The sequence below is a fragment of the Kitasatospora sp. NPDC043950 genome (genome assembly GCF_056435345.1).
The window spans coordinates 1-19,725 of the sequence record NZ_JBWKER010000027.1; the positions used below are offsets into that span (position 1 = coordinate 1).

The 19,725-nt window shown below is 72.8% G+C and carries 19 protein-coding genes and 1 tRNA gene; 10 read left to right on the forward strand and 10 right to left on the reverse strand.

Annotated elements, in window-relative coordinates; all coding sequences use genetic code 11:
- The 4 genes from AC07BF_RS19250 to AC07BF_RS19265 form a co-directional block, all read left to right on the forward strand.
- On the forward strand, nt 1-464 hold a 464-nt coding region (locus AC07BF_RS19250), incomplete at its 5' end, for an acyl-CoA dehydrogenase family protein (protein WP_400803779.1).
- 133 nt (nt 465-597) lie between these two features.
- Nucleotides 598-1,296, forward strand: a complete 699-nt coding sequence (locus AC07BF_RS19255) for a TetR family transcriptional regulator (protein WP_363583972.1) — start codon at nt 598-600, stop codon at nt 1,294-1,296.
- Between the two features lie 204 nt (nt 1,297-1,500).
- Nucleotides 1,501-2,886, forward strand: a complete 1,386-nt coding sequence (locus tag AC07BF_RS19260) for a chloride channel protein (RefSeq protein ID WP_400844105.1) — start codon at nt 1,501-1,503, stop codon at nt 2,884-2,886.
- 247 nt (nt 2,887-3,133) lie between these two features.
- Nucleotides 3,134-3,856 (forward strand): DUF2278 family protein, encoded by a 723-nt coding sequence (locus AC07BF_RS19265; RefSeq protein ID WP_478333642.1) that lies wholly within the window; start codon nt 3,134-3,136, stop codon nt 3,854-3,856.
- A 25-nt stretch (nt 3,857-3,881) separates the two neighbouring features.
- Here the strand turns inward: AC07BF_RS19265 and AC07BF_RS19270 are convergent, their stop codons facing one another.
- The 7 genes from AC07BF_RS19270 to AC07BF_RS19300 form a co-directional block, all read right to left on the reverse strand.
- Nucleotides 3,882-4,553, reverse strand: a complete 672-nt coding sequence (locus tag AC07BF_RS19270; RefSeq protein ID WP_363583954.1) for a carboxylesterase family protein — start codon at nt 4,551-4,553, stop codon at nt 3,882-3,884.
- Between the two features lie 90 nt (nt 4,554-4,643).
- Nucleotides 4,644-6,125 (reverse strand): phytoene desaturase family protein, encoded by a 1,482-nt coding sequence (locus AC07BF_RS19275; RefSeq protein ID WP_478333643.1) that lies wholly within the window; start codon nt 6,123-6,125, stop codon nt 4,644-4,646.
- A gap of 77 nt (nt 6,126-6,202) precedes the next feature.
- On the reverse strand, nt 6,203-6,847 hold the full coding sequence (locus AC07BF_RS19280; RefSeq protein ID WP_363583950.1) for a flavoprotein: 645 nt from the start codon (nt 6,845-6,847) through the stop codon (nt 6,203-6,205).
- A gap of 17 nt (nt 6,848-6,864) precedes the next feature.
- The gene (locus AC07BF_RS19285; protein ID WP_363583948.1) at nt 6,865-7,395 is read right to left on the reverse strand and encodes a hypothetical protein; all 531 of its coding nucleotides are present in this window, start codon (nt 7,393-7,395) and stop codon (nt 6,865-6,867) included.
- Nucleotides 7,392-8,303, reverse strand: coding sequence for an alpha/beta fold hydrolase (locus tag AC07BF_RS19290; RefSeq protein WP_363583946.1), 912 nt, complete (start codon nt 8,301-8,303; stop codon nt 7,392-7,394). Before AC07BF_RS19290 ends, AC07BF_RS19285 begins: the two co-directional genes overlap by 4 nt.
- Nucleotides 8,300-9,148 (reverse strand): hypothetical protein, encoded by an 849-nt coding sequence (locus tag AC07BF_RS19295; protein WP_478333644.1) that lies wholly within the window; start codon nt 9,146-9,148, stop codon nt 8,300-8,302. The genes AC07BF_RS19290 and AC07BF_RS19295 overlap by 4 nt, the downstream gene beginning before the upstream one ends.
- A gap of 106 nt (nt 9,149-9,254) precedes the next feature.
- Nucleotides 9,255-9,428, reverse strand: a complete 174-nt coding sequence (locus tag AC07BF_RS19300; RefSeq protein ID WP_350878031.1) for a cypemycin family RiPP — start codon at nt 9,426-9,428, stop codon at nt 9,255-9,257.
- A 466-nt stretch (nt 9,429-9,894) separates the two neighbouring features.
- On the opposite strand from AC07BF_RS19300, the gene AC07BF_RS19305 reads away from it, so the two are divergent.
- Entirely contained in the window at nt 9,895-10,632 is a 738-nt protein-coding gene (locus AC07BF_RS19305; protein WP_363583942.1) for an ABC transporter ATP-binding protein, read from the forward strand.
- A gap of 5 nt (nt 10,633-10,637) precedes the next feature.
- Nucleotides 10,638-12,314, forward strand: a complete 1,677-nt coding sequence (locus AC07BF_RS19310; protein ID WP_478333645.1) for a DUF6297 family protein — start codon at nt 10,638-10,640, stop codon at nt 12,312-12,314.
- Nucleotides 12,315-12,522: 208 nt separating this feature from the next.
- Here the strand turns inward: AC07BF_RS19310 and AC07BF_RS19315 are convergent.
- Nucleotides 12,523-12,610, reverse strand: a tRNA-Leu gene (locus AC07BF_RS19315).
- Nucleotides 12,611-12,901: 291 nt separating this feature from the next.
- On the opposite strand from AC07BF_RS19315, the gene AC07BF_RS19320 reads away from it, so the two are divergent.
- The 3 genes from AC07BF_RS19320 (at nt 12,902) to AC07BF_RS19330 (ending at nt 15,910) form a co-directional block, all read left to right on the forward strand.
- The gene (locus AC07BF_RS19320) at nt 12,902-14,233 is read left to right on the forward strand and encodes a M20/M25/M40 family metallo-hydrolase (protein WP_063346934.1); all 1,332 of its coding nucleotides are present in this window, start codon (nt 12,902-12,904) and stop codon (nt 14,231-14,233) included.
- Between the two features lie 249 nt (nt 14,234-14,482).
- Nucleotides 14,483-14,725 (forward strand): chaplin, encoded by a 243-nt coding sequence (locus tag AC07BF_RS19325; protein WP_400329642.1) that lies wholly within the window; start codon nt 14,483-14,485, stop codon nt 14,723-14,725.
- Between the two features lie 363 nt (nt 14,726-15,088).
- Nucleotides 15,089-15,910 (forward strand): chaplin, encoded by an 822-nt coding sequence (locus tag AC07BF_RS19330; protein ID WP_478333646.1) that lies wholly within the window; start codon nt 15,089-15,091, stop codon nt 15,908-15,910.
- A 333-nt stretch (nt 15,911-16,243) separates the two neighbouring features.
- Here AC07BF_RS19330 and AC07BF_RS19335 read toward each other — a convergent pair whose 3' ends face one another.
- Nucleotides 16,244-16,453, reverse strand: a complete 210-nt coding sequence (locus tag AC07BF_RS19335) for a DUF5703 family protein (RefSeq protein ID WP_280681853.1) — start codon at nt 16,451-16,453, stop codon at nt 16,244-16,246.
- 366 nt (nt 16,454-16,819) lie between these two features.
- On the opposite strand from AC07BF_RS19335, the gene AC07BF_RS19340 reads away from it, so the two are divergent.
- Entirely contained in the window at nt 16,820-17,425 is a 606-nt protein-coding gene (locus AC07BF_RS19340) for a hypothetical protein (protein ID WP_063346931.1), read from the forward strand.
- A gap of 86 nt (nt 17,426-17,511) precedes the next feature.
- On the opposite strand, the gene AC07BF_RS19345 is transcribed toward AC07BF_RS19340, so the two are convergent.
- Nucleotides 17,512-19,692: a helix-hairpin-helix domain-containing protein gene (locus AC07BF_RS19345; RefSeq protein WP_478333647.1), complete on the reverse strand. Its 2,181-nt coding sequence runs from the start codon at nt 19,690-19,692 to the stop codon at nt 17,512-17,514.
- Nucleotides 19,693-19,725: the final 33 nt, after the last annotated feature.

The window sequence follows — 19,725 nt, forward strand, 5'->3', positions numbered from 1 at the left end:
GTGCGGAGGGGACGGGTTTCGCGACGGCGATGCGGACGTTGGACCACACGCGGGTGACGATCGCGGCGCAGGCGGTGGGGATCGCGCAGGGGGCGTTGGACTACGCGAAGGGGTATGTGAAGGAGCGGCGGCAGTTCGGGAAGGCGATCGCGGAGTTCCAGGGTGTGCAGTTCATGCTGGCGGACATGGCGATGAAGCTGGAGGCGGCGCGGCAGCTGACGTATGCGGCGGCGGCGAAGTCGCAGCGTGGGGACGGGGATCTGACGTTCTTCGGGGCGGCGGCGAAGTGCTACGCGTCGGATGCGGCGATGGAGATCACGACGGACGCGGTGCAGTTGCTGGGTGGGTACGGGTACACGCGGGACTACCCGGTGGAGCGGATGATGCGGGACGCGAAGATCACCCAGATCTACGAGGGGACCAACCAGGTCCAGCGCATCGTCATGGCCCGCAACCTGCCGTAACAGCGCCTCCGAGGTGCACCGACGGCCGGGCCGAGCACCCGGTCCGGCCGTTCGGGGCCGATGCTATGTTCCGGGAATGAGCGAGAAGGAAGAGCAGGACCTGCCCATGAACGACGGGCCCGCCAAGCCGGCGATGCGCGAGGCGCTCGTCGCCGCGGCCTTCGAGCTCTTCCTGGAACGCGGCTTCGAGCAGACCACCATCGACGACATCGTCTCGCTCGCCGGGGTCGGCCGGCGCTCCTTCTTCCGCTACTTCCCGGCCAAGGAGGACGTGGTCTTCCCGGACCACGAGCGCAGCCTCGCCGAGATGACGGAGTTCCTGGAGTCCGGCACCGGCGAGGAGGACCCGGTCAAGCACGCCTGCGACGCGGCCCGGCTCGTCCTGCGGATGTACGCCGAACAGCCCTCCTTCTCCGTCCAGCGCTACCGCCTCACCCGCAAGGTCCCCGGCCTGCGGGCGTACGAGCTCTCCGTGGTCTGGCGCTACGAGCACACGCTCGCGGCCTACCTGCGCGGCCGGTTCGCCGACCGGCCGGACGGCCCGCTGCGCGCCGACGTGACCGCCGCCGCCGTCGTCGCCGCGCACAACCACGCCCTGCGCACCTGGCTGCGCTCGGGCGGCGAGAGCGACTGGGTGGCCGAGGTCGACGCGGCGATGGCCTTCGTCACCGGCACCTGGAACGACCGCCCGGGCGGCGAGAACGGCGCGGGCGGGGAGTCCGGGGAGTCCGGGGCGGACGATGTGGTGGTGCTGGTCGCCAGCCGCCGGGCGCCGCTGTGGCGGATGGTCCAGGGCATCGAGAGCGCGCTCGGCGACGCCCACCGGCTCTGACCGCCGGCTCCGATCAGCCGGCTCCGGCCGACGCCGACCCGCTCCGGTCGCCACCCGCTGCGGAGGGCGCTCCCACCCGAACGGCGCAACTCCGCTCGTCCGGCGCCCGGCTGACGGGCCGCACGCCGTGCGGGCCGCCCGGCCCCGGGCGAGACTCGGTCGCAGGACGGGGGCCGCGCGCCCCGAGAGCGCGAAGGAGCGGCGATGCCGGGGACGCCCCAGCAGGAGAACGGTGGCCCCACCCTGCGCCAGGTGCTGCTCGGCAAGGGCTACCTCGGCCTGCTGCTGGTCGCCGCCCTGATCGGCGCCCCGGTCTCGCTGGTCGCCTTCGGCTTCGTCGGCCTGGAGCACCAACTCCAGCACTGGGTCTGGGAGAGCCTGCCGGTCACCGCCGGCTTCGACCGCGCCCCCTGGTGGTGGCCGCTGCCCGCGCTGCTGCTGGCCGGCCTGCTGCTCGCCCCCGTGGTCACCCGGCTGCCCGGACACGGCGGCCACGTGCCGGTGGACGGGCTGGGCGGCCCGCCCACCCCGCCGGGCGCCGTCCCCGGCGTGGTGCTGGCCGCGCTCGCCTGCCTGCCGCTCGGCGCGGTGCTCGGCCCGGAGGCGCCGCTGATGGCGATCGGCGGCGGCCTCGCGCTGCTCTCCGTCCGGTCCGCCAGGCGGTCCCAACACCCGGAACTGGTACCGGTGTTGGGCACAGCCGGGGCGGCGGCCGCGATCTCCACCATCTTCGGCAGCCCGCTGGTGGCGGGCGTGATGATGATCGAGGCGGCCGGGCTGGGCGGTCCGCGGCTGATCGCTCTGGTCCTGCCCTGTCTGCTGGCCAGCGGGGTCGGTGCGCTGGTCTTCACCGGCTTCGGCCACTGGACCGGGCTGTCGATCGGCGCGCTCTCGCTGCCGCGGGTGCCCGAGAGCGGCGTCCCGGACCCGGGTGACTTCCTCTGGGGCGTGCCGCTGGCGGTGGTGATCGCCGTGGTCTGCGTGGCCGGGCAGGCCCTCGGCCGGCGGGTCAAGGCCTTCACCACGGGCGATCCGGACGGCCCCCGGCCGGTGCCGACCGCTCGTCGGACCGCCGTCCGGACGGTGCTGTGCGCGATCGCCGTCGGAGCCTGCCTCGCGGCGTACGCCCTGCTCACCGGTCGCTCACCGGAGGAGGCCGCGCTCTCCGGGCAGGCCACCCTGGGCGCGCTGGCGGCCGACCCGGCGGCCTGGCCGATCGGCGCGCTGCTCGCCCTGGTGCTGTGCAAGACGGTCGGCTGGGGGATCGCCCTGGGCAGCCTGCGCGGCGGCCCGATCTTCCCGGCGATCCTGATCGGTGCCGCGCTCGGGGCGGCCTGCGCGCCGCTGCCCGGCCTCGGCACCGCGCCCGCGCTGGCCGCCGGACTGGCCGCCTCCGGCGCGGCCGTCACCCGGCTTCCGGTCACCAGCACGGTGCTGGCGGCGGCGTTGCTGGGTGGTCAGGCCGCCGATGCGATGCCGCTGCTGATCGTCACCGCGGTGACGGCCTTCGTCACCGGCGAGCTGGTCCGGGGGCGGTCGAGACGCGCCCACGCTCCGCCCGGCGGGGGCGGGCCGGCACCGGCCGACTGACCGTCCAGCCCTCGTCCGGTCCCCGTCCAGCCCTCGTTCGGTCCCCGTCCAGCCCTCGCCCGGCCCCCAGACGCCCGCGCCCCGACGTCAACGTTCTGCGGCGCGAAAATCCCTTCGGGGGACGGCAGATGAACAACTGCGGATTCCACGCTCCCCGGTCGGCGGGGTGCGCGATAACGGAGGCACCCCGGCCGACCGGCCGACGGGGCACCAGGACCAGCAGCCAGGGAACCGAGGAACGACACCCATGCCGATCAGCGACTACGGCGTGCTCGCCGCCACCGCCGTCGACCGGCGCCGCGAGGGCGCCACCGACACCCCGCACTACCAGATCCACCTGCGCGACGCCGGGGGCACCGACTACCGCGCGGCGGTCAACGTCCTCTCCCAGCAGGCCCCCGCCGACCTGCGCTACCTCGCGGTCGAGGACTTCCGGCACCCCGTCACCGGCCTCCTCCCGCCGGCCGGCAGCGGCTGGAACCCGGTGCCGTCCCGGCCGGGCACGGCGGGCCTGGACTTCGTCCGCGGGCGCCTGTTCGACCCCGCGGCGATGCGCGTCCTGCCGCCCGACCTCCCGGGCCCGGACAACGACCTCGCCGACGCGCTCGACCAGCACGTCCAACGGGCGATCGCCGACCCGGCGGCCGCGGTGTACGTCTTCGGGCAGCGCTTCGGGCCCGAACCCGGCGTCCCGGACAAGGTGTTCGGCTTCCTGCCCGGCAACGGCGTGCACGACGTGCACATGAACCAGGGCAACAGCGGGCGGTTCCGGACGGACGACGGCGTCTACCAGGACGGCGCGCTGCTCGTCCACCTGCCGGCGGAGAGCCGGTGGGCGGCGGTGTTCCTGGCCTTCCAGTCGCAGTCCTGGCACACCGACGACCGCACCGGACACGCCCTGCCCGCGTCCGTCCCGCACCCCACCCGCCCCCGGACCGGGCCCCGTCAGGCGACCGGTCCCCAGCAGTAGGTCCTGTCCGGCCGACCCTGGCGGATCAGCCCGCGCTGTGGGACCGGCGGGACTGGGCGAGCAACCAGGCGTAGACCTCGGGGTCGTCGTACGTCCGCGTCCAGGAGTCGTGGCCGATCCCCGGGTAGCGGGTGAACCGCACCGGACCGCCCGCCTCCCGCAGCGCCTCGACCACCCGCTCGGTGTGGGCGACCGGGACGACGTCGTCCTCCCCGCCGTGGAAGGCCCACACCGGGAGGTCGACGAGGCGCGGCGCCGCCTCGCTCAGCCCGGACCCGCAGATCGGCACGGCGGCGGCGAACCGGCGCGGGTACCGGGCGGCCAGCGCCCACGTGCCGGTGCCGCCCATGCTCAGCCCGGTGACGTACCGCCGGTCCGGGTCGATCCGGTACGTCCGCGCCACCTCCTCGACCAGGGCCGCCAGCGCGCTCACCTCCGCGACCCACGAGCTGTGCGCCGGGCACTGCGGGGCCACCACCACGAACGGCAGCTTCGCCCCGGCGGCGATCTGCCGCACCGGACCGTGCACGGCGAGCGCCGCCAGATCCTCGCCGCGCTCCATGGCGCCGTGCAGGAACAGCAGCAGCGGCCACGGCCCGGGGCCCTCGTCGTACCCGTCCGGCAGCGACAGGGCGTACCCCAGGTCGTTGCCGTCCTCGTCGACGGCGAAGCGGTGGTGCTGAACAGGTGCGGACATCGGTCTCCTCCAAAAACGTCAGGGGTTCCACGGGGCGGACCCGCCGCCACCACCCTTACCGAGGAGCCTCTCCGATTGATGACGCCGCCGTCACGGTTCACGTCGCAAAGACGCCGGACAGGGCCCGAGCGAGGGCGGCGCGGCGATGCCGAACTCCCGGCGGAGCGCGGAGACGGCGGCGAGGTAGCCGCTCATGCCGTGGACGCCCGGACCGGGCGGTGTGGACGCGGAGCACAGGTAGACGCCGGGCAGCGGGGTCGCGTACGGGTTCCACCGGGGGGTCGGGCGCATGAGCAGCTGGCCGAGGGTCAGGGCCCCGGCCCCGATGTCCCCGCCGACGTAGTTCGGGTTGTACGCCTCGTACTGGACGCCGTTGGTGCTCCGGGCGGCGACGACCGTCTCGGCGAACCCGGGCGCGTACTTCTCGATCTGTGCCGTGACGGAGCCGGTGGGGTCCGCCGCGTACCCGTTGGGCACGTGCGCGTACGCCCAGACGGGCCGCTTCCCGGCGCGGACCCGGTCGGGATCGGCGACGCCGGGATCCACCAGCAGCACGAACGGGTCGCCCGCGTCGACACCGCGGGCGACCCCGGACTCCCGGCGGTAGATCTGCGCCTGCGACCCTCCGAGGTGCACGGTGGCGGCCCTGGCCACCTCGGTGTTCCGCCACGGGATCGCCTCGGACACCAGGAAGTCGACCTTGGCCGCCGCGGGCCCGTACCGGAACCTGCGGAGCCGTCGCCGGTAGGCGGCGGGCAGCCGGTCGCCCGCCACGGCCGAGAACTCCTTCGGCCCGGTGTCGAACATGACGACGCGCGAACCGCGCACCTGCGCCAGGTCGGTGATGCGCGCACCGGTGTGGATCTGCCCGCCGTGGCGCCGGATGTCCTCGGCCAGGCCGGCCGCGATCTCCGAGCTCCCGCCGCGCGGCACCGGCCACCCCGAACTGTGCGCCAGGTGGCCGAGGAAGACCGACACGGCTCCGCCGACGATGCTGGGGAGCCTGCCGACGGCGTGCGCGGCCACCCCGGCGAGGAGGGCGGCCGCCTCGTCGGTCGCGAACCGGTGCGTGGCGAGCGCCGTCCCGTGGACCAGGGACCGCCACGCGAGCATCGCCGGAGTCCGCAGGGACGGGGGGACGGAACGGAAGTCGGAGAGGAAGAGCTCCCCGATCTCGGTGCTGCGGCCGATGAGCGGTGCCATCAGCCGCCGCCAGCCGGCGCCGTCGCGGCCCAGCGCGTCGCAGGTCCGGTCGAGGTCCTGGTACGCCACGGCGGCCCGCCCGTCCGCCAGCGGATGGGCGTAGGACGCTTCCGGCCGGAGCAGGTCGACGCCGCGGGCCGACAGGTCGAACCGGCGGAAGAACGGAGACACGGCGGCCATCGGATGGACGGCGGAGCAGATGTCGTGCCGTACGTCGCTGTCGAAGAGGGCGTGCGTGCGCAGGCCGCCGCCGATCTCGTCCTGGCTCTCGTAGACGTCCACGTGCAGCCCGGCGCGGGCGAAGGTGACGGCCGCCGCCAGGCCGTTCGGCCCGCTGCCCACGACCGCGACGTCCCTGTTCCACTTCATGGTCGGTCCGCCTCGTTCATGGTCGGTCCGCCGCGCGGGATTCCACGGGCGGGGCGGCCGGTCACCGGGAGCTGGTGCTACCGGCGGCCCTTTGCATCGAACATTCCTTCCAGCTCCTTCAGGACCGACGGCAGGTAGAAGCCGGTCTCGCCCTCCCATTTTCGCTTCCCGACGCTGTACGCCGCCACGGTCTGGCTGACCGAGACGTTCGGGCGCCGCAGCAGGAGCTCCATGTTGTGTTCGACGACGGCATTTCCGGCCGGAAAGGCGGTGGCGAGCACGATCGGCTTTTCGGTGATCTGCAACGCCATGGTGGCGGGGGTGTCGCAGTTTCCCGAGGCGAGCCGCATCGCGAAATCGAGCGTCGCGGGGAAGACGGCGAAGGCGTCGACGCGTTCGCCGATCTCCACGTGTGCGGATTCCGGGAGGGAGGGGTCGGCGTAGTCGTCGGTCCACACGTCGCCGCCCACCAGTCGGCGCAGGGCGTCCAGCGTCACGAATCGCTGTGCGGACCTGGTCACCAGGAGATCGCTCGTGATCCGGGGAAACGACTGGCGCAGCCAGTGCAGCCAGTACGGTGTGAGCGCGGCATTGATGGATCCGGTCACGATGAACAGGATCCGCTTCTCGCCCAGATCGGGGATCGCCTGACTTCCGGCGCTTGCGGCGATTCCGGTGTTCGCAGCGCTTCCGGAGTTTTCGGTGCTTTCGGTTTCGGGCATCTCGGTGTTCCCCCGGTTCACAGGGCGAGTTCGGGCGAGATCATGATGGGCTTGATCCCGTCGGCACCCTCGGTCGGGACGGACGCCACGATCATGAACTGGTAGTCCCCCGACTCGCTGCTCCTCCTGCACGTGTCCCGCACGGCCCCGGCCATCAGGTTGTACCCGTCGCTGTTCAGCATCCACTCGAACATGGCCCCGTTCGAGGCGAGCGTGCGCACCTGCGACGCCATGTCGAACAGCGCCTTCGGAACCCGGCTCCCCGGGTTCCACAGCACGGCGAGCGGCTTCGCCTCGTTCCGCATGGCCAGGTCGGCCCACGTGGTCCACCCGTCCGCGGGCGTCGCGCGCGTGCGGTAGAAGACGTACAGGTCCTCGATGCCGGGGTTCGGAGCGAAGAAGCGCCACTGCGGCAGGTCGGGGAAGAACGGCAGGCGCATCTTGATCGGCAGCTTGTCGTCGGGCAGGTTCTCGAAGACCGTCAGCACGACGTGCGTCACCAGGGCGGCCTTGACCAGGGACGTGACGGTCCTGCGCCACGCGCTCATGAGTTCTCCAGGATGATCGCCGCCGTCTGCTGCGCCAGGGCGGGCTTGGCGATGATGGACCGGTGGCTGCTCGCCGGGACGACGTGGAAGTCCGCGGCGACCCGCTCGCTGAGCTTGCGCTGCTGCTCGGTGTTGTTTGCGGCCGAGATGACGACGCGCCGCAGCGGGCCGGCGGCCACGAAGTCCTGGCCGGCGAGGGGCTCGTGGAGGTACTCCTGGCGCGCCGCCAGCAGCACCTGGGGGCTGGAGATCGAGGCCAGGTACGCCCGTTGGATGTCCGGGCGGTACTCGAGTTCCCGCTCGGTGGGGCTCGTCAGCCAGCGGGTGGTGCCCAGGGCCGAGCCGAGCAGCCGTCGCGCGGTGTCCTGGTTGTAGCGCGCCACCCGCCGCTTCGACCCGCGGTCCTCACCGAGGAGCACGGCGTCCGTCCCGTCGACGATGTGCAGGACGGTGGCGCGCTCGCGCACGTAGGCGGACTCCGCCGCGACGTTCATGGCGGTGAGGGCGCCGATCGAGTGGCCGCACAGGACGACGTCGCCCTCCGGCGCGAGCTGTTGCAGGAGGAACTCGACCGACTGGGCCGGCCGCAGTCCGCTCTTCGAGCGCCAGTACCCGCTGCGGTGGTAGCGCAGGACCCGGAAGCGCCGGCTGAGCAGCCCGGCCACCCAGTCCCAGGACTCCAGCGGCGCGCCCAGGCCGCTTTCGAGGACCGCGACGGGGGCGGTGGGACCGAGCTCCCCGGCATCGAGCGCGTACTCGATCGCGAGGCCGTCCGGGCCCTGGATCAGGGAGGTCCCCTTGAGTCCGCTGCGCCGGGTGTACTCCTCCTCCAGGCGGATGTACGAGAGGTAGGCGCTGACCGCGGCGGCGGCGCTGAAGGTGGCGACCACCTGGCGTTCGAACCTCATCCCCGGCCCCCGTTCCTGGGCAGGCGGTCCACGGCGTAGAGGACCGCCGCGTGGGCCGAGCTGAATCCCCAGAAGAACCGCGGCAGGCCCATCGTCACGGCGATGCCCAGGTGGAAGAGCTTGACGCCGGCCAGGGCCTTGCGGGCGTCCGTCGGCGCCAGCAGGTAGACGACCGGGAACCCGGTCTCCCAGACGATGGTGAACCACGTCATCGAACTGCACAGCAGCGGGCTCTTCTTCAGCCACCTGGCGACCGCGCTGTCCCCGTACTGCTGGGTCTGCAGGACCTGTTCCAGCGCCTCGCCCGACCGCCAGGTGCTGGAGATCGCCTTCGCCGCGCCGGCGGTCACGTAGGCGATGAAGGTCTGGGCGTTGACCGCGCGCAGGAAGAGGTCGTCGGACTTCTCGGCCTCGGGGACCAGGGCGGTGAGCAGGCGGTAGCCGCAGATCAGGGCGGCCATGTGGTCCGCCCCGTCCCTGCCGAACGAGGTGCGGTACTTGCTCAGGCCGCTGGAGGCCAGCATCAGGCCGGCTCCGGTGATCTGCTGCGCCCGGCTCCTGCGGCCGGTCAGGGTCAGCGCTCCGCCGACGACGCCCATGGCCTTGATGGCGACGGCACCGCCGCGGCTGTCGATCGCCTTGCGGAGGGCCTGCGGGACCACGCTGCGATCACGTTTCGAACTCAGGCCCTGCAAAAGGCCGTTGGGTCCGTAGGCGGCCGTCCTGGTCAAGGCTTCGAGGCCGCTGATGATCTCGCCCACCGCGGCCGGGGCCAGCGTCCAGTAATGCGCGTCCTCGCGCGATATGGGGTGGGAAGGCTCGTTGACGATCTTGGTGAATGGCATTCACGCGTCCTCGTGCTCCAGTCGAGCGGGGCCGGAAAGGGGAACCGCTCGTCCCCCTTTCCGGCCCGTCTGCTCACATGGGTGGTGTCACCGGTGGGTCAGTGGTTCAGCAGCCGAGGCAGATCGTGCTGCCCGTCACGACGACCTCGCATATGGCGACGATGGTGGGGGTGGTCATCGCGGGAGCGTTGTGTGCGTTCACGAAACCCTCCTGCGCCTCCGCGAACGAAGCGTTGACGGCATCGGTCACGAACTCGACACGCGATTCGGTGGCGTTCACTCTTTCTCCTTTTGATGGTGGAGACAGCGGCCAACCCGCAGAGGACCGACGCCCGCTGCCGGCCGCTGCCGTTCGACCATATGTCGTTCCGGTAACCACGGGAAGACCCTTGATGTGTTCATGGTGTGCACAATGCGAATCGGTGGCGGATAATTTCGAAGAAATTGACCAATTCCATTGTAGGTGGACATTCTTCGAATTCTGTGCAATGCCCCTTTTGTTGTGGAGTCACCGGATGCTCCTGTATTTGATCATTGATATCGCAGGTCAGGCCTTGATCGAGAATCCGGGCGGGCGGCGGATTCCGCCGAACAGTCCGTATGGCCTCAAATCGCCCCATTTGACTTGACGGCCTCGGGGCCGACCGGAGGATGCGTGCCGGGCCGTCCGGAGGGTGTATTTGGGTCGGCTTTGCAGGATTGGGACGCCTTGCTATGATCGGCCCAATGTTCAGAAAAGTGTGAAAATGAACGTTTCGATCATCCGAGAGAAGACGGCTCGTCGATTGAAAAAGAAAACCGGCAAGGCGGCGGACGCACCGCTGCTGCAACTCGTCGACGTCACACACGCCTACGGTGACAGCACCGTGCTAGACCGGGTCTCCCTCCGCATTCACCGTGGTGAGTGCGTTTCCCTGGTCGGGGAGAACGGATCCGGCAAGAGCACGCTGCTCCGCGTGGCGGCCGGCCGGGAGAGACCCTCCGCGGGGTCGGTCGTCTTCGACGGGGAGGAGATCCACGAGGATTCCCTGGACGTGCGCAAGCGGGTCGCGTCGGTGATGGATCCCGGTGCGTTCTATCCGGACCTCACCGTGCGGGAGCACCTGCGGCTCGTGGCGCTGTCGCACGGCATGGGCGCCGGAGCCGATGCCGCGGTCGACGGGGCGCTGGAGTCGCACCGCCTCACGGCGCAGTCCGAACAGTTCCCCTCGGCCCTGTCCTCCGGGCAGACCCAGGCGCTGCTCCTCGCCGCCGCCTTCATCCGGCCGCACGACCTCCTCATCCTCGACGAGCCGGAACAGCGGCTCGACTCCCACGCCCGGACCGCCCTCGCCCGCCTGATCGCGGAGCACCGCGACCGCGGAGCGGCCGTCCTCATGGCCACCCACCACCGGGCCCTGAACGAGGTCGCGGACCAGATCGTCGAAGTCGGCTCGCGTGCGGGGCACTCGGGCCCGTCCGGGGCGGTGCGGGGGGAAGGATGAGCGGTTTGAGCGACAGCGTGGCACCCGCGACCGGGACGAGGGCGCGGGTGCCCGACAGGTCGGGGGACTGCACCGCGGACACCCTGCTGTTCCTGCGCGAAGCCCGGAGTGGCACGCGCCAGGAGAAGCGCAGGAGCGCGTGGTTCATCGCCTACACGGTCCTCCTGGTGGGCGGCTGCTGGGGCGTCCCCGCCCTGCTCCAGTGGACGAGTTCGACCCGGGCGGCCGACCGGCCACCCGTGCAGATCGGGGAACAGGCGTCCGCGACGCTCCTGGCGCTGATCCCGGCGGTGCTGGTCCTCGCCCTGCTGCTCACCGCCCGGGGAGCGATGTGGCGCGGCCCGGTTCTGCTGGACCGGGCCACGACCGGCTTCCTGCTGCCCTCGGCCGTCGACCGGCGAGCCCTGCTCGCGCCGGGGCTGCGCTCCTCGGTGGCGCTGGCCTCCGTGGTGAGCGGCGTCGCCGGCGCGGTCGCGGGTTTCCTGCTGCAGGGCCTGGCCCCGCAGTCGTGGATCCTGCTGACCCTCGCGGGCTCCTGGACGGGCGTCTCGGTGGCGCTCACCACGAGCGCGGTCGGCGTCCTGGTCGAGCGGAACGACCAGTGGATGTCCCGCTACGGCCGCGGGGTCTTCGCCGCGGGGTGGCTCCTCGCCGCGGTCGCCGCCGCCGGCGTGTGGACGGCATGGACACAGGGGCGGACGGGCTGGCTGCAGGACCTCCTGCTCTGGTCGGGCCCGTGGGGGTGGGCGTCCCAACCGCTCCTGTGGGCGCTCGGCCTCGTGGGTACGGCGGGCGCCGTCGGCACGGTGCTGTCGGTCGGCACCCCGGTGGTCGCCCTCGTCCTCGCCTGGCGGGAACTGCCCGCGATCCCGCAGGCCGCCCTCAGACTGCGCGCGACGGTCGCCGCCCAGATCAGCACGTCCGTCCTCATGCTCGACCTCCGCCAGGCCCGCTCCGGAGTACCGCGGCTCAAGGAGCGGCGCAGCACCCCCCGGCTCCGCCTCCCCGTGCCGCGGCACCGGCTGCTGCTGGTCCCGTGGCGCGACCTCACCTGCCTGCTGCGCAACCCCCGCCGCCTGGGGTGGGCCGTCGTCTGGAGCGGGCTCGCCGTCGGACTGACCGCGGCCGCCCCCTCCTTCACCTCGACCGCACAGCAGATCGTCGTCGTGCTGTCCCTGGTCGCCGAATACCTGGCGGCCGCTCAACTCACCGAGCCGGCCCGGCTGGAGAGCGACGACCCGCGGCGCTCCACCAACCTGCCCTGGACGTTCAAGTCGCTCGCCCTCCAGCACTCGGCGGTGCCCGGCGGCCTCCTCCTCGCGCTCACCGGAGCCGGCGCACTGGCGTGCGCGCTCGGCGGCCGGGGCGCCGCAGGACTCCTCCCGCTCCTCGCCTCCGTACCCGCACTCACCGCGGCCGCGCTGGTCAGCTCCTACCGGGGCGTCGTGCCCGTGCACCTGACGATCGGTGTCAACACCCCCATGGGCAACACCGGCCCCGGCCAGGTGGCGCTCTGGTACCTGCGCGGCCCGCTGGCGGTCGGCACCCTCCTGTTCCCGCTCGCCCGCTCCGCAGCCCAGGGCCACCCGTACGCCGCGGCACAACTCGCCTGGACCCTGGCCGTCACCGCGGCCGCCCTCTGGTGGGTCCGGCGCACCGCCCACCGCCTCCACACCCGATAGCCCCGACCCCACACCAAGGGCCGGCCGACCCGCCGTCACGTCGGATCGACCGGCCCCACGAGGTCGGCCGACCACCATGCCCGAAGCCACGACTCCCCGGCGGAGACCTCCACCACCACCCGACACCACTCGCCGGGCCGCCGGTCCCGCGGTTGGTCACACGACGGCCGGGAAAAGCAAAAGACCCCTGAATCAACAGGGGTCTTGCTGGTGTCCGAGGGGGGACTTGAACCCCCACGCCCGATAAAGGGCACTAGCACCTCAAGCTAGCGCGTCTGCCATTCCGCCACCCGGACCGGGTGTTGTCCTTGCGGCTTTCGTTCTCTCGTCGGCCGCGCTGACAGATGTAACTGTAGCAAAGATCGGCTTGGGGTCCCAAAACGGTTCGGGGCGGGGGAATGGAGGTGGTGGCGGGGGCAAGGGGGAGTGTGTGGCGGGGGCGTGACCAGGGGGTTTCGGGGGCGCGCAGGGGGTGGATCCGGGTCGGGGGCTGGGGGAGGATGGGCGTACGTGCTCGTACGGCCCGGGTGCAGGTCCTGGGGGTGGCGCGCTGGTGCGTCGGTGCGGGCCAAAGACGAGGAGTGACCGTGAGCGAGCGGAGCGAGTCGGCGGGGCCGAGGGCGACGGCTGAGTCGGAGGTCGCCGGGATCTGTCGCGATCTGATCCGGATCGACACCAGCAACTACGGGGACGGCTCCGGCCCGGGGGAGCGCAAGGCGGCGGAGTACGTCGCCGAGCAGCTCGCGGAGTTCGGGGTGGAGCCGCAGATCTTCGAGTCGGCCAAGGGGCGGGCCTCGACGGTGGTGCGGATCGAGGGCGAGGACCGTTCCCGCCCGGGCCTGCTGATCCACGGCCACACCGACGTGGTGCCGGCCAACGCCGCGGACTGGACGTACGACCCGTTCGGGGGCGAGATCGCGGACGGCTGCGTGTGGGGGCGCGGCGCGGTCGACATGAAGGACATGGACGCGATGACCCTCGCGGTGGTCCGCGACCGGCTGCGCACCGGCCGCAAGCCCCCGCGCGACCTGGTGCTGGCGTTCGTCGCGGACGAGGAGGCCGGCGGCACGTACGGGGCGCGGTTCCTGGTGGACAAGCACCCGGAGCTGTTCGAGGGCGTGACCGAGGGCATCGGCGAGGTCGGCGGCTTCTCCTTCACGGTCAACGACCAGGTGCGGCTTTACCTGGTGGAGACGGCCGAGAAGGGCATGCACTGGATGCGCCTGACGGTCGAGGGCCGCGCCGGGCACGGCTCGATGGAGAACGACGACAACGCGATCACCGAGCTGTGCGAGGCGGTCGCCCGGCTCGGCCGGCACAAGTTCCCGCTGCGGATCACCAAGACCGTACGGGCGTTCCTGAACGAGCTGTCGGACGCGCTCGGGGTCGAGCTCGACCCGGAGAACATGGACGAGACCCTGCGGGTGCTCGGCGGCATCGCCAAGATGATCGGCACCACGCTGCGCAACACCGCCCAGCCGACCATGCTCGGCGCCGGCTACAAGGTGAACGTGATCCCCGGCCAGGCCACCGCACACGTGGACGGGCGCTTCCTGCCCGGCTACGAGGAGGAGTTCCTGGCGGAGCTGGACAGCGTGCTGGGCCCGCGCGTGAAGCGGGAGAGCCTGCACTCGGACAAGGCGATCGAGACCACCTTCGACGGCGCGCTGGTGGAGGCGATGCAGACGGCGCTGCGGGCGGAGGACCCGATCGCCCGCGCGGTGCCGTACTGCCTGTCGGGCGGGACGGACGCCAAGTCGTTCCAGGACCTCGGGATCCGCTGCTTCGGCTTCGCGCCGCTGCAGCTGCCGCCGGAGCTGGACTTCGCCGGGATGTTCCACGGTGTGGACGAGCGGGTGCCGGTGGACGGGCTGAAGTTCGGCGTCCGGGTGCTGGACCGGTTCCTCGACGCCTGCTGAGCACCTTGGGTGGACGGCCCGTTCCCGGAGTGCCGGGGGCGGGCCGTCCGCATTGTCCGAGCTAATGATTTGGGACAGGGCGAAGGAGATCAACAGAAACGATCCTGCAAGGAAATGCGGATCGACCGTGTGTGCGGACCGTCACCGTTGCGAGTGAATGGCAAATCTGTTCCGTACCCCGTTTGCCACACCCTCGTTCATCCCTGTGCAACCCGCCGAACGGGTTGCGTTGTCCATACAGGAGGAATGATGAAGGTCAAGAAGATCGCCGCTGTTGCCGCCGCCACCGGTGGCCTGGTGATCGCCGCCGCCGGTGTCGCGTCCGCTCACGGCGGTGCCGGCGCCGAGGGTGTGGCCGCTGGCTCCCCGGGTGTCGTCTCCGGCAACCAGGTGCAGATCCCGGTGCACGTCCCGGTCAACCTGTGCGGCAACACCATCAGCGTGATCGGCGTGCTGAACCCGGCGTTCGGCAACCACTGCGCCAACTTCTGAGTCACGCTCCGAGCTGCTGAGGCTCGTTGAGCCGACTCATTCGGCCCCCGGGCGGCGGACGCGCCGCCCGGGGGCCGCTTGCATGCGGAGTGCGGAGTGCGGAGTGAGGGGAGCTGGGTGCAGGGAGCTGGGTGCGGAGGGGCAAACAAGAGGGCAATCGCTCGATCGGGTGAAGTTGGTTCGTTCGGCTCAACCTCTCCGCCGCTCTCTCGTTAACTCCTGTGCAGTCGAAGACCTTGCCGGATATCCGGATATACGGAAATTCCGACTTTCGGAAGGTATTTACGTCAAGGTCGTCACGTCGTTCTCGATACGTCAGGGGAAAAGATGAGGAATGTAGCCAAGAAGGGGATCCTCACGGTCGTGGCCACCGGCAGTGTCCTGGCCTCGACCGCCGGCTACGCCTACGCGGGTGCCGAGGCCCAGGGAGGTGCCGCCGGATCGGCGGGCGTCGCCTCCGGGAACTCGGTGCAGGTGCCGGTCGAGGTGCCGATCAATGCCTGCGGCAACACCGTCGACGTGATCGGCGTGCTGAACCCGTCCTACGGCAACCGCTGCGCGAACGTCAGCGGCCACCCCGAGGCCGCCAAGCCGGGCGGCTCCCACGCGGGCTCCGGTTCCCACACCGGCTCCGGTTCCCACACCGGCTCCGGCCGGGGTTCCTCCGCCTCGGGCACGTCCGCCTCCGGCGTCGCCGCCAACTCGCCCGGCGTGGTCTCCGGCAACAGCATCCAGGCCCCCGTGCACGTCCCGGTCAACGCCTGCGGCAACTCCGTCGACGTGGTCGGCGTCGGGAACCCGGCCTTCGGCAACGACTGCGCCAACGTCGCGCAGCCCGCCCCGGCCCCGAAGCCGGTCGACGACTGCCCCGAGAAGCACAGCCCGTCCATCCCGCCGCAGGCCGGCGGGGAGGTCCCGGGCAACCCGCGCAACGGCGGCCCGTCCACCACCCCCGAGGCCGGCGCACACTCGGCCCCCGCCGTCGCGCCGGTCGCGAGCGGCCAGGTCGCCCCGGTCGCGGCCCGCGCCGCAGCCCCGGTCGTCGCCTCCTCGCCGAGCGGCGCCGTCGGCAGCCAGCTGGCCTCCACCGGCGCCGGTGACGTCGAACTGCTCGGCGCCGCCGGTCTCGCCCTGCTGCTCGGTGGCGGCGTGCTCTACCGCCGCGCCCGCGCCGGGGCCCGCTGAGCCGCCGGTAGGCCACATCCCGCGGCGCCACACCCCCGCGGCGCCGCCGGAGCACGAGGCCGGAGCGTGACGCGCCCGCGGCTGCCTGGAGGTACGGGCGGCCGCGGGCGGGCGGAGGTCCGGTGTGAGAACCCGCATCAAGGCCTGACATGACGTGAAGCCCCGGCTCGAAAGCCCGGCGTGAGATCCCCACCGCGACGGGCGCGTTCCCGGGCCCGGAGCTCGCCGATCCGGAGCTCCCCGACCCGGCCGCCTCCCGCCTGGGCCTTCCCCACCCAGGCGCCCCGCCCGTCCATCCCCGCGGCGGCGGGTGGGTTCAGGCGCGCTCGCCCGTCACCAGCTCCGGACCTGCCGGATGATCCGCCGCCGCAGCCGGACCGTCCGGCTCCCGTCGGGGAACAGCCTCAGCCGGTCGAGCTCCCAGTGCCCGTACTCGGCGTGCTCGGTGAGCAGTTGGCGTGCCGCGTTGCGCGTGGTGCCACGCGGCATGCGCAGCGACTGGTACTCGTACTCCGGTTGCCGGACCGGCTTCGGTGGGGTCAAAACGCTCCTCCTGAGGATCACCTGCGCGCAAGCCTACGACCTGCCTCGGACAGTCGGCCCGGGTATTTCCGGACGTCCTCCCGGCCGTCCGTCCGACCCGGTGGGACGCCCCGGACCGGCCGGGGCACGCCAGCCTGACTGACAGTGCATCAGTCCCGTTGTTCCTCCGGACGGGATACCCCGATCCCGGCGCGCGAAGCGGCACCCGATCGGCCCCGCGCGGCCCGGCCGCACGCCCTTCGCGCCGGGCATGCGCGGGGACAGAACCACGCGGATCGGACATCAGGGGGGAAGTTGCGGTGAAATCGCGGGTGTAGGTGACAACCGCTGTGCGTACCGACACCGCGGGGAGATAGCGTCTGCACCATGTCTGATGCCGCGCAGCCAACCATTGCCGAGGTACGCGCCGCCGCCGAGGCGGTCAAGGCCGCCATCGACCGTCATCTGGAAGCGGTGTCAAGCCCCAGCGCAGCGGATGATCCCGCTGTGTCCGCCGCCTACGAGCAGCTCGCGACGGCGGCCATCGCCTACGACCAGATCCTCTACGAGGTCTACGACGAGGTCACCCCCTTCGAGATCCCCGGGGACGAGGGTCCGGGCGGCTACCACGGCCCCGAACAGCCGGAGGCGATCAGCGTGCTGATCCGCCGCGACTACCACGTCGCCGACCCCAAGCGGCTGCGCGCCCAGGCCGAGCGGCTCGACGAGTCGCTGACCCCCGGCGGGGGCGGCACCAGCGGGGTGAACGCCGCGATCGGTGTGCTGTTCGGCGAGTACGAGCCGGACGAGATCGCCGCCCGCAGCGAGGAGTTCGGCCTGGAGGAGGCGGACTCGACGCTCTGGGTCGCGGCGGCGGAGCCGACCGAGCCGGGGGAGTGGCTGCCGGAGCCCTTCGAGCACGCCGACCCGCAGATGCTGATCTGCCGGTTCGACGTGAGCGAGGTCTACGACGACGAGGACCCCGACGACTGAACCGTTCGTCGTGCGGACACCCGGAGGGCGGGCCCCACCTGTAGGGGGCCCGCCCTCCGCGCGTTCCGCCGACCGGCGCGCAGGACCTAGTACGCCGAGGCGGCGTTCTCGGCGAGGATCGCCCGCAGCCGGGTGGTGCGCGGCTGCGCCGGGCGCTCGGTGACGGCCTGGGCGAGCGCCGGGCCCGCCGCGTGCACCACGGACAGGTGCCGCTCGCCGCGGCCGAAGGCGGTGTAGACCCACTGCCGGGTGAGCGCCGGGCCGGCGTCCTCCGGGAGCACCACGACCGCGCCCGGCCAGCGGCGGCCGAGTGCCTGGTGGACGGTCAGCGCCCAGCCGTGCCGCAGCCGGCCCACCTGGGCGGGCGGGACGGTCCGGCGCGAGCCGTCCGCGTACGCCAGGTGCAGGCCGGTGGCGTCGCCGTCCAGCACCCGGGCCGGGCGGGTGACGCCGGGGGCCGGGGAGTCGACCACCCGGTCGCCCGGGTCGAAGCCGCCGAACCGGCCGGGCCCCGGGTTGAGCCGGGCCTTCGCGGCGGCGTTCAGCGCCCGGGTGCCCGCCGGGCCGCCGTGGCCGGGGGTGAGCAGCACCACCTGCTCGGCGGGGATGCCGAGGGCGCGGGGGATGGAGTCGGTGAGCAGCTGGAGGGCGCGGTGGACGGCTTCGCCGCCGTCCTTCGCGGTCAGGATGACCACCTCCTTGTCCGGCGCCTCGACGGGCTGGAGCTCGCCGATGCCGACGCCGGAAACCAGCTCGCCGATCGGGCCGAAGTCCGGGGTGCGGGAGGCGACCGCCGGGCAGACCTTGGCGGCCAGCAGGTCGGCGAAGAACCGGCCGGGGCCGGCCGACCAGAGCTGGCCGGGGTCGCCGCTGAGCACCAGCCGGGTGCCGTCGGCGAGCGACTCCAGGACGGTGGCGGCCAGTTCGACGTCCAGCAGCGGGGCGTCGAGGACGACCAGGACGTCCAGGGCGAGCGTGCCGTCGGAGGCGCGGCCCGGCCCGGCGGCGCCGGAGAGCAGGTCGGCGAGGGTGATCACGGCGGCCGGGGTGTCGGTGAGCGCGGCGAAGGACTCCCGGCCCTGGTCGGTCCAGGTGGCGGCCCAGGCCCGCAGCCCGAGGCCGCCGGCAGCGGCCAGCAGCGCGGCGGGTTCGGCGCGGGCGGCCTCGCCGCCGGTGTGCAGCACCAGGGCGCTGTCGGCGACGGCCTGGATCAGGGCGGTCGCGGAGGAGGACGGCGCGGCCTCGCCGGCAGCCGCCCACGCGGTCGGGCCGGGCGCGGCGGGGGCCTGCGGAGCGTCCTCCGCCGTGGCCTCCGCGGGGGCCACGCCCGAGTCGGAGCCCGCCTCGGAGTCGGAGGCCGGCGAGGAGTCGGCCGCGGACTCGGCGTCCTCCGTCGTCCCGGCGTCCTCCGCCGTGTCCTCCTCCGGATCCTCCTCGCCCGGCTCCGGGTCCTCGCCCGGCACGAAGGTCGACATCAGCCGGACCAGCCCGTCCGCGAGGCTCTCCTCGGCCAGCGCGAGCCGCTCCAGGGCGAGCAGCGTCCGGGTCGGCGGCTCCTCGTCCTCGTCGCCGCCCGCCGCGTGCGCCTCGGGACCGGTCAGCTCCTCCTGGAACGGCATCGCGCGCCCGTCCAGGACGGCGGCCTGGATCGCCGCGGCCGAGTCCGGCAGCCCGTGGCGGTCGAGCCCGGCCGCGATCTCGGCGACCTCGACGGCGGAGTGGCCGCGCAGCGCCGCCTGCTCCAGCAGCCACGGCACCAGCGCCTGGGCGCGGCGCGGGTCGCCGGGGCCGGCGGCGGGGCCGAGCAGGCCGCGGGCGAAGCCGTCCGCGTGCTCGGGGCGGACGCCGGGCAGGGACAGCACGGCCCACGGGTCGGAGCGCAGCTGTTCGGCGGCGCCGTCGCCGAACTCGGCCACCGCGGCGGCCGCGAGATCGGCCGGGGCGCCCCCGGCGGTCAGCACCTCGGCGGTGTCCTTGAGGGCCTGCGCGCGCTGCTGGTCGGGCTGCGCGGAGGGCGGGGCCGGGGCCTTGGCGTCCTTAACGTCCTCGGCGTCCTCGGGAGCCGCGGGACGGCCCTCGCCCTCCGGCGGTGCCGCCTGCGGGCCGACACTGCGGATCCGCTGCGCCAGCTCGGCGATCGCCGCCGCCTTCTCCGCCGGGCTCGCCGTCTCCGCGGGGCTCGCCGTCTCGGCCGGGCCGACCGACTCCGTCGGGCTCACCGAGACTGCCGAGGTCTCCTCCGGAGCGCCGTTCTCCGTGTCACTCATCGTCCGCTCCAAGGGTCACTCCACTGCGTGTTC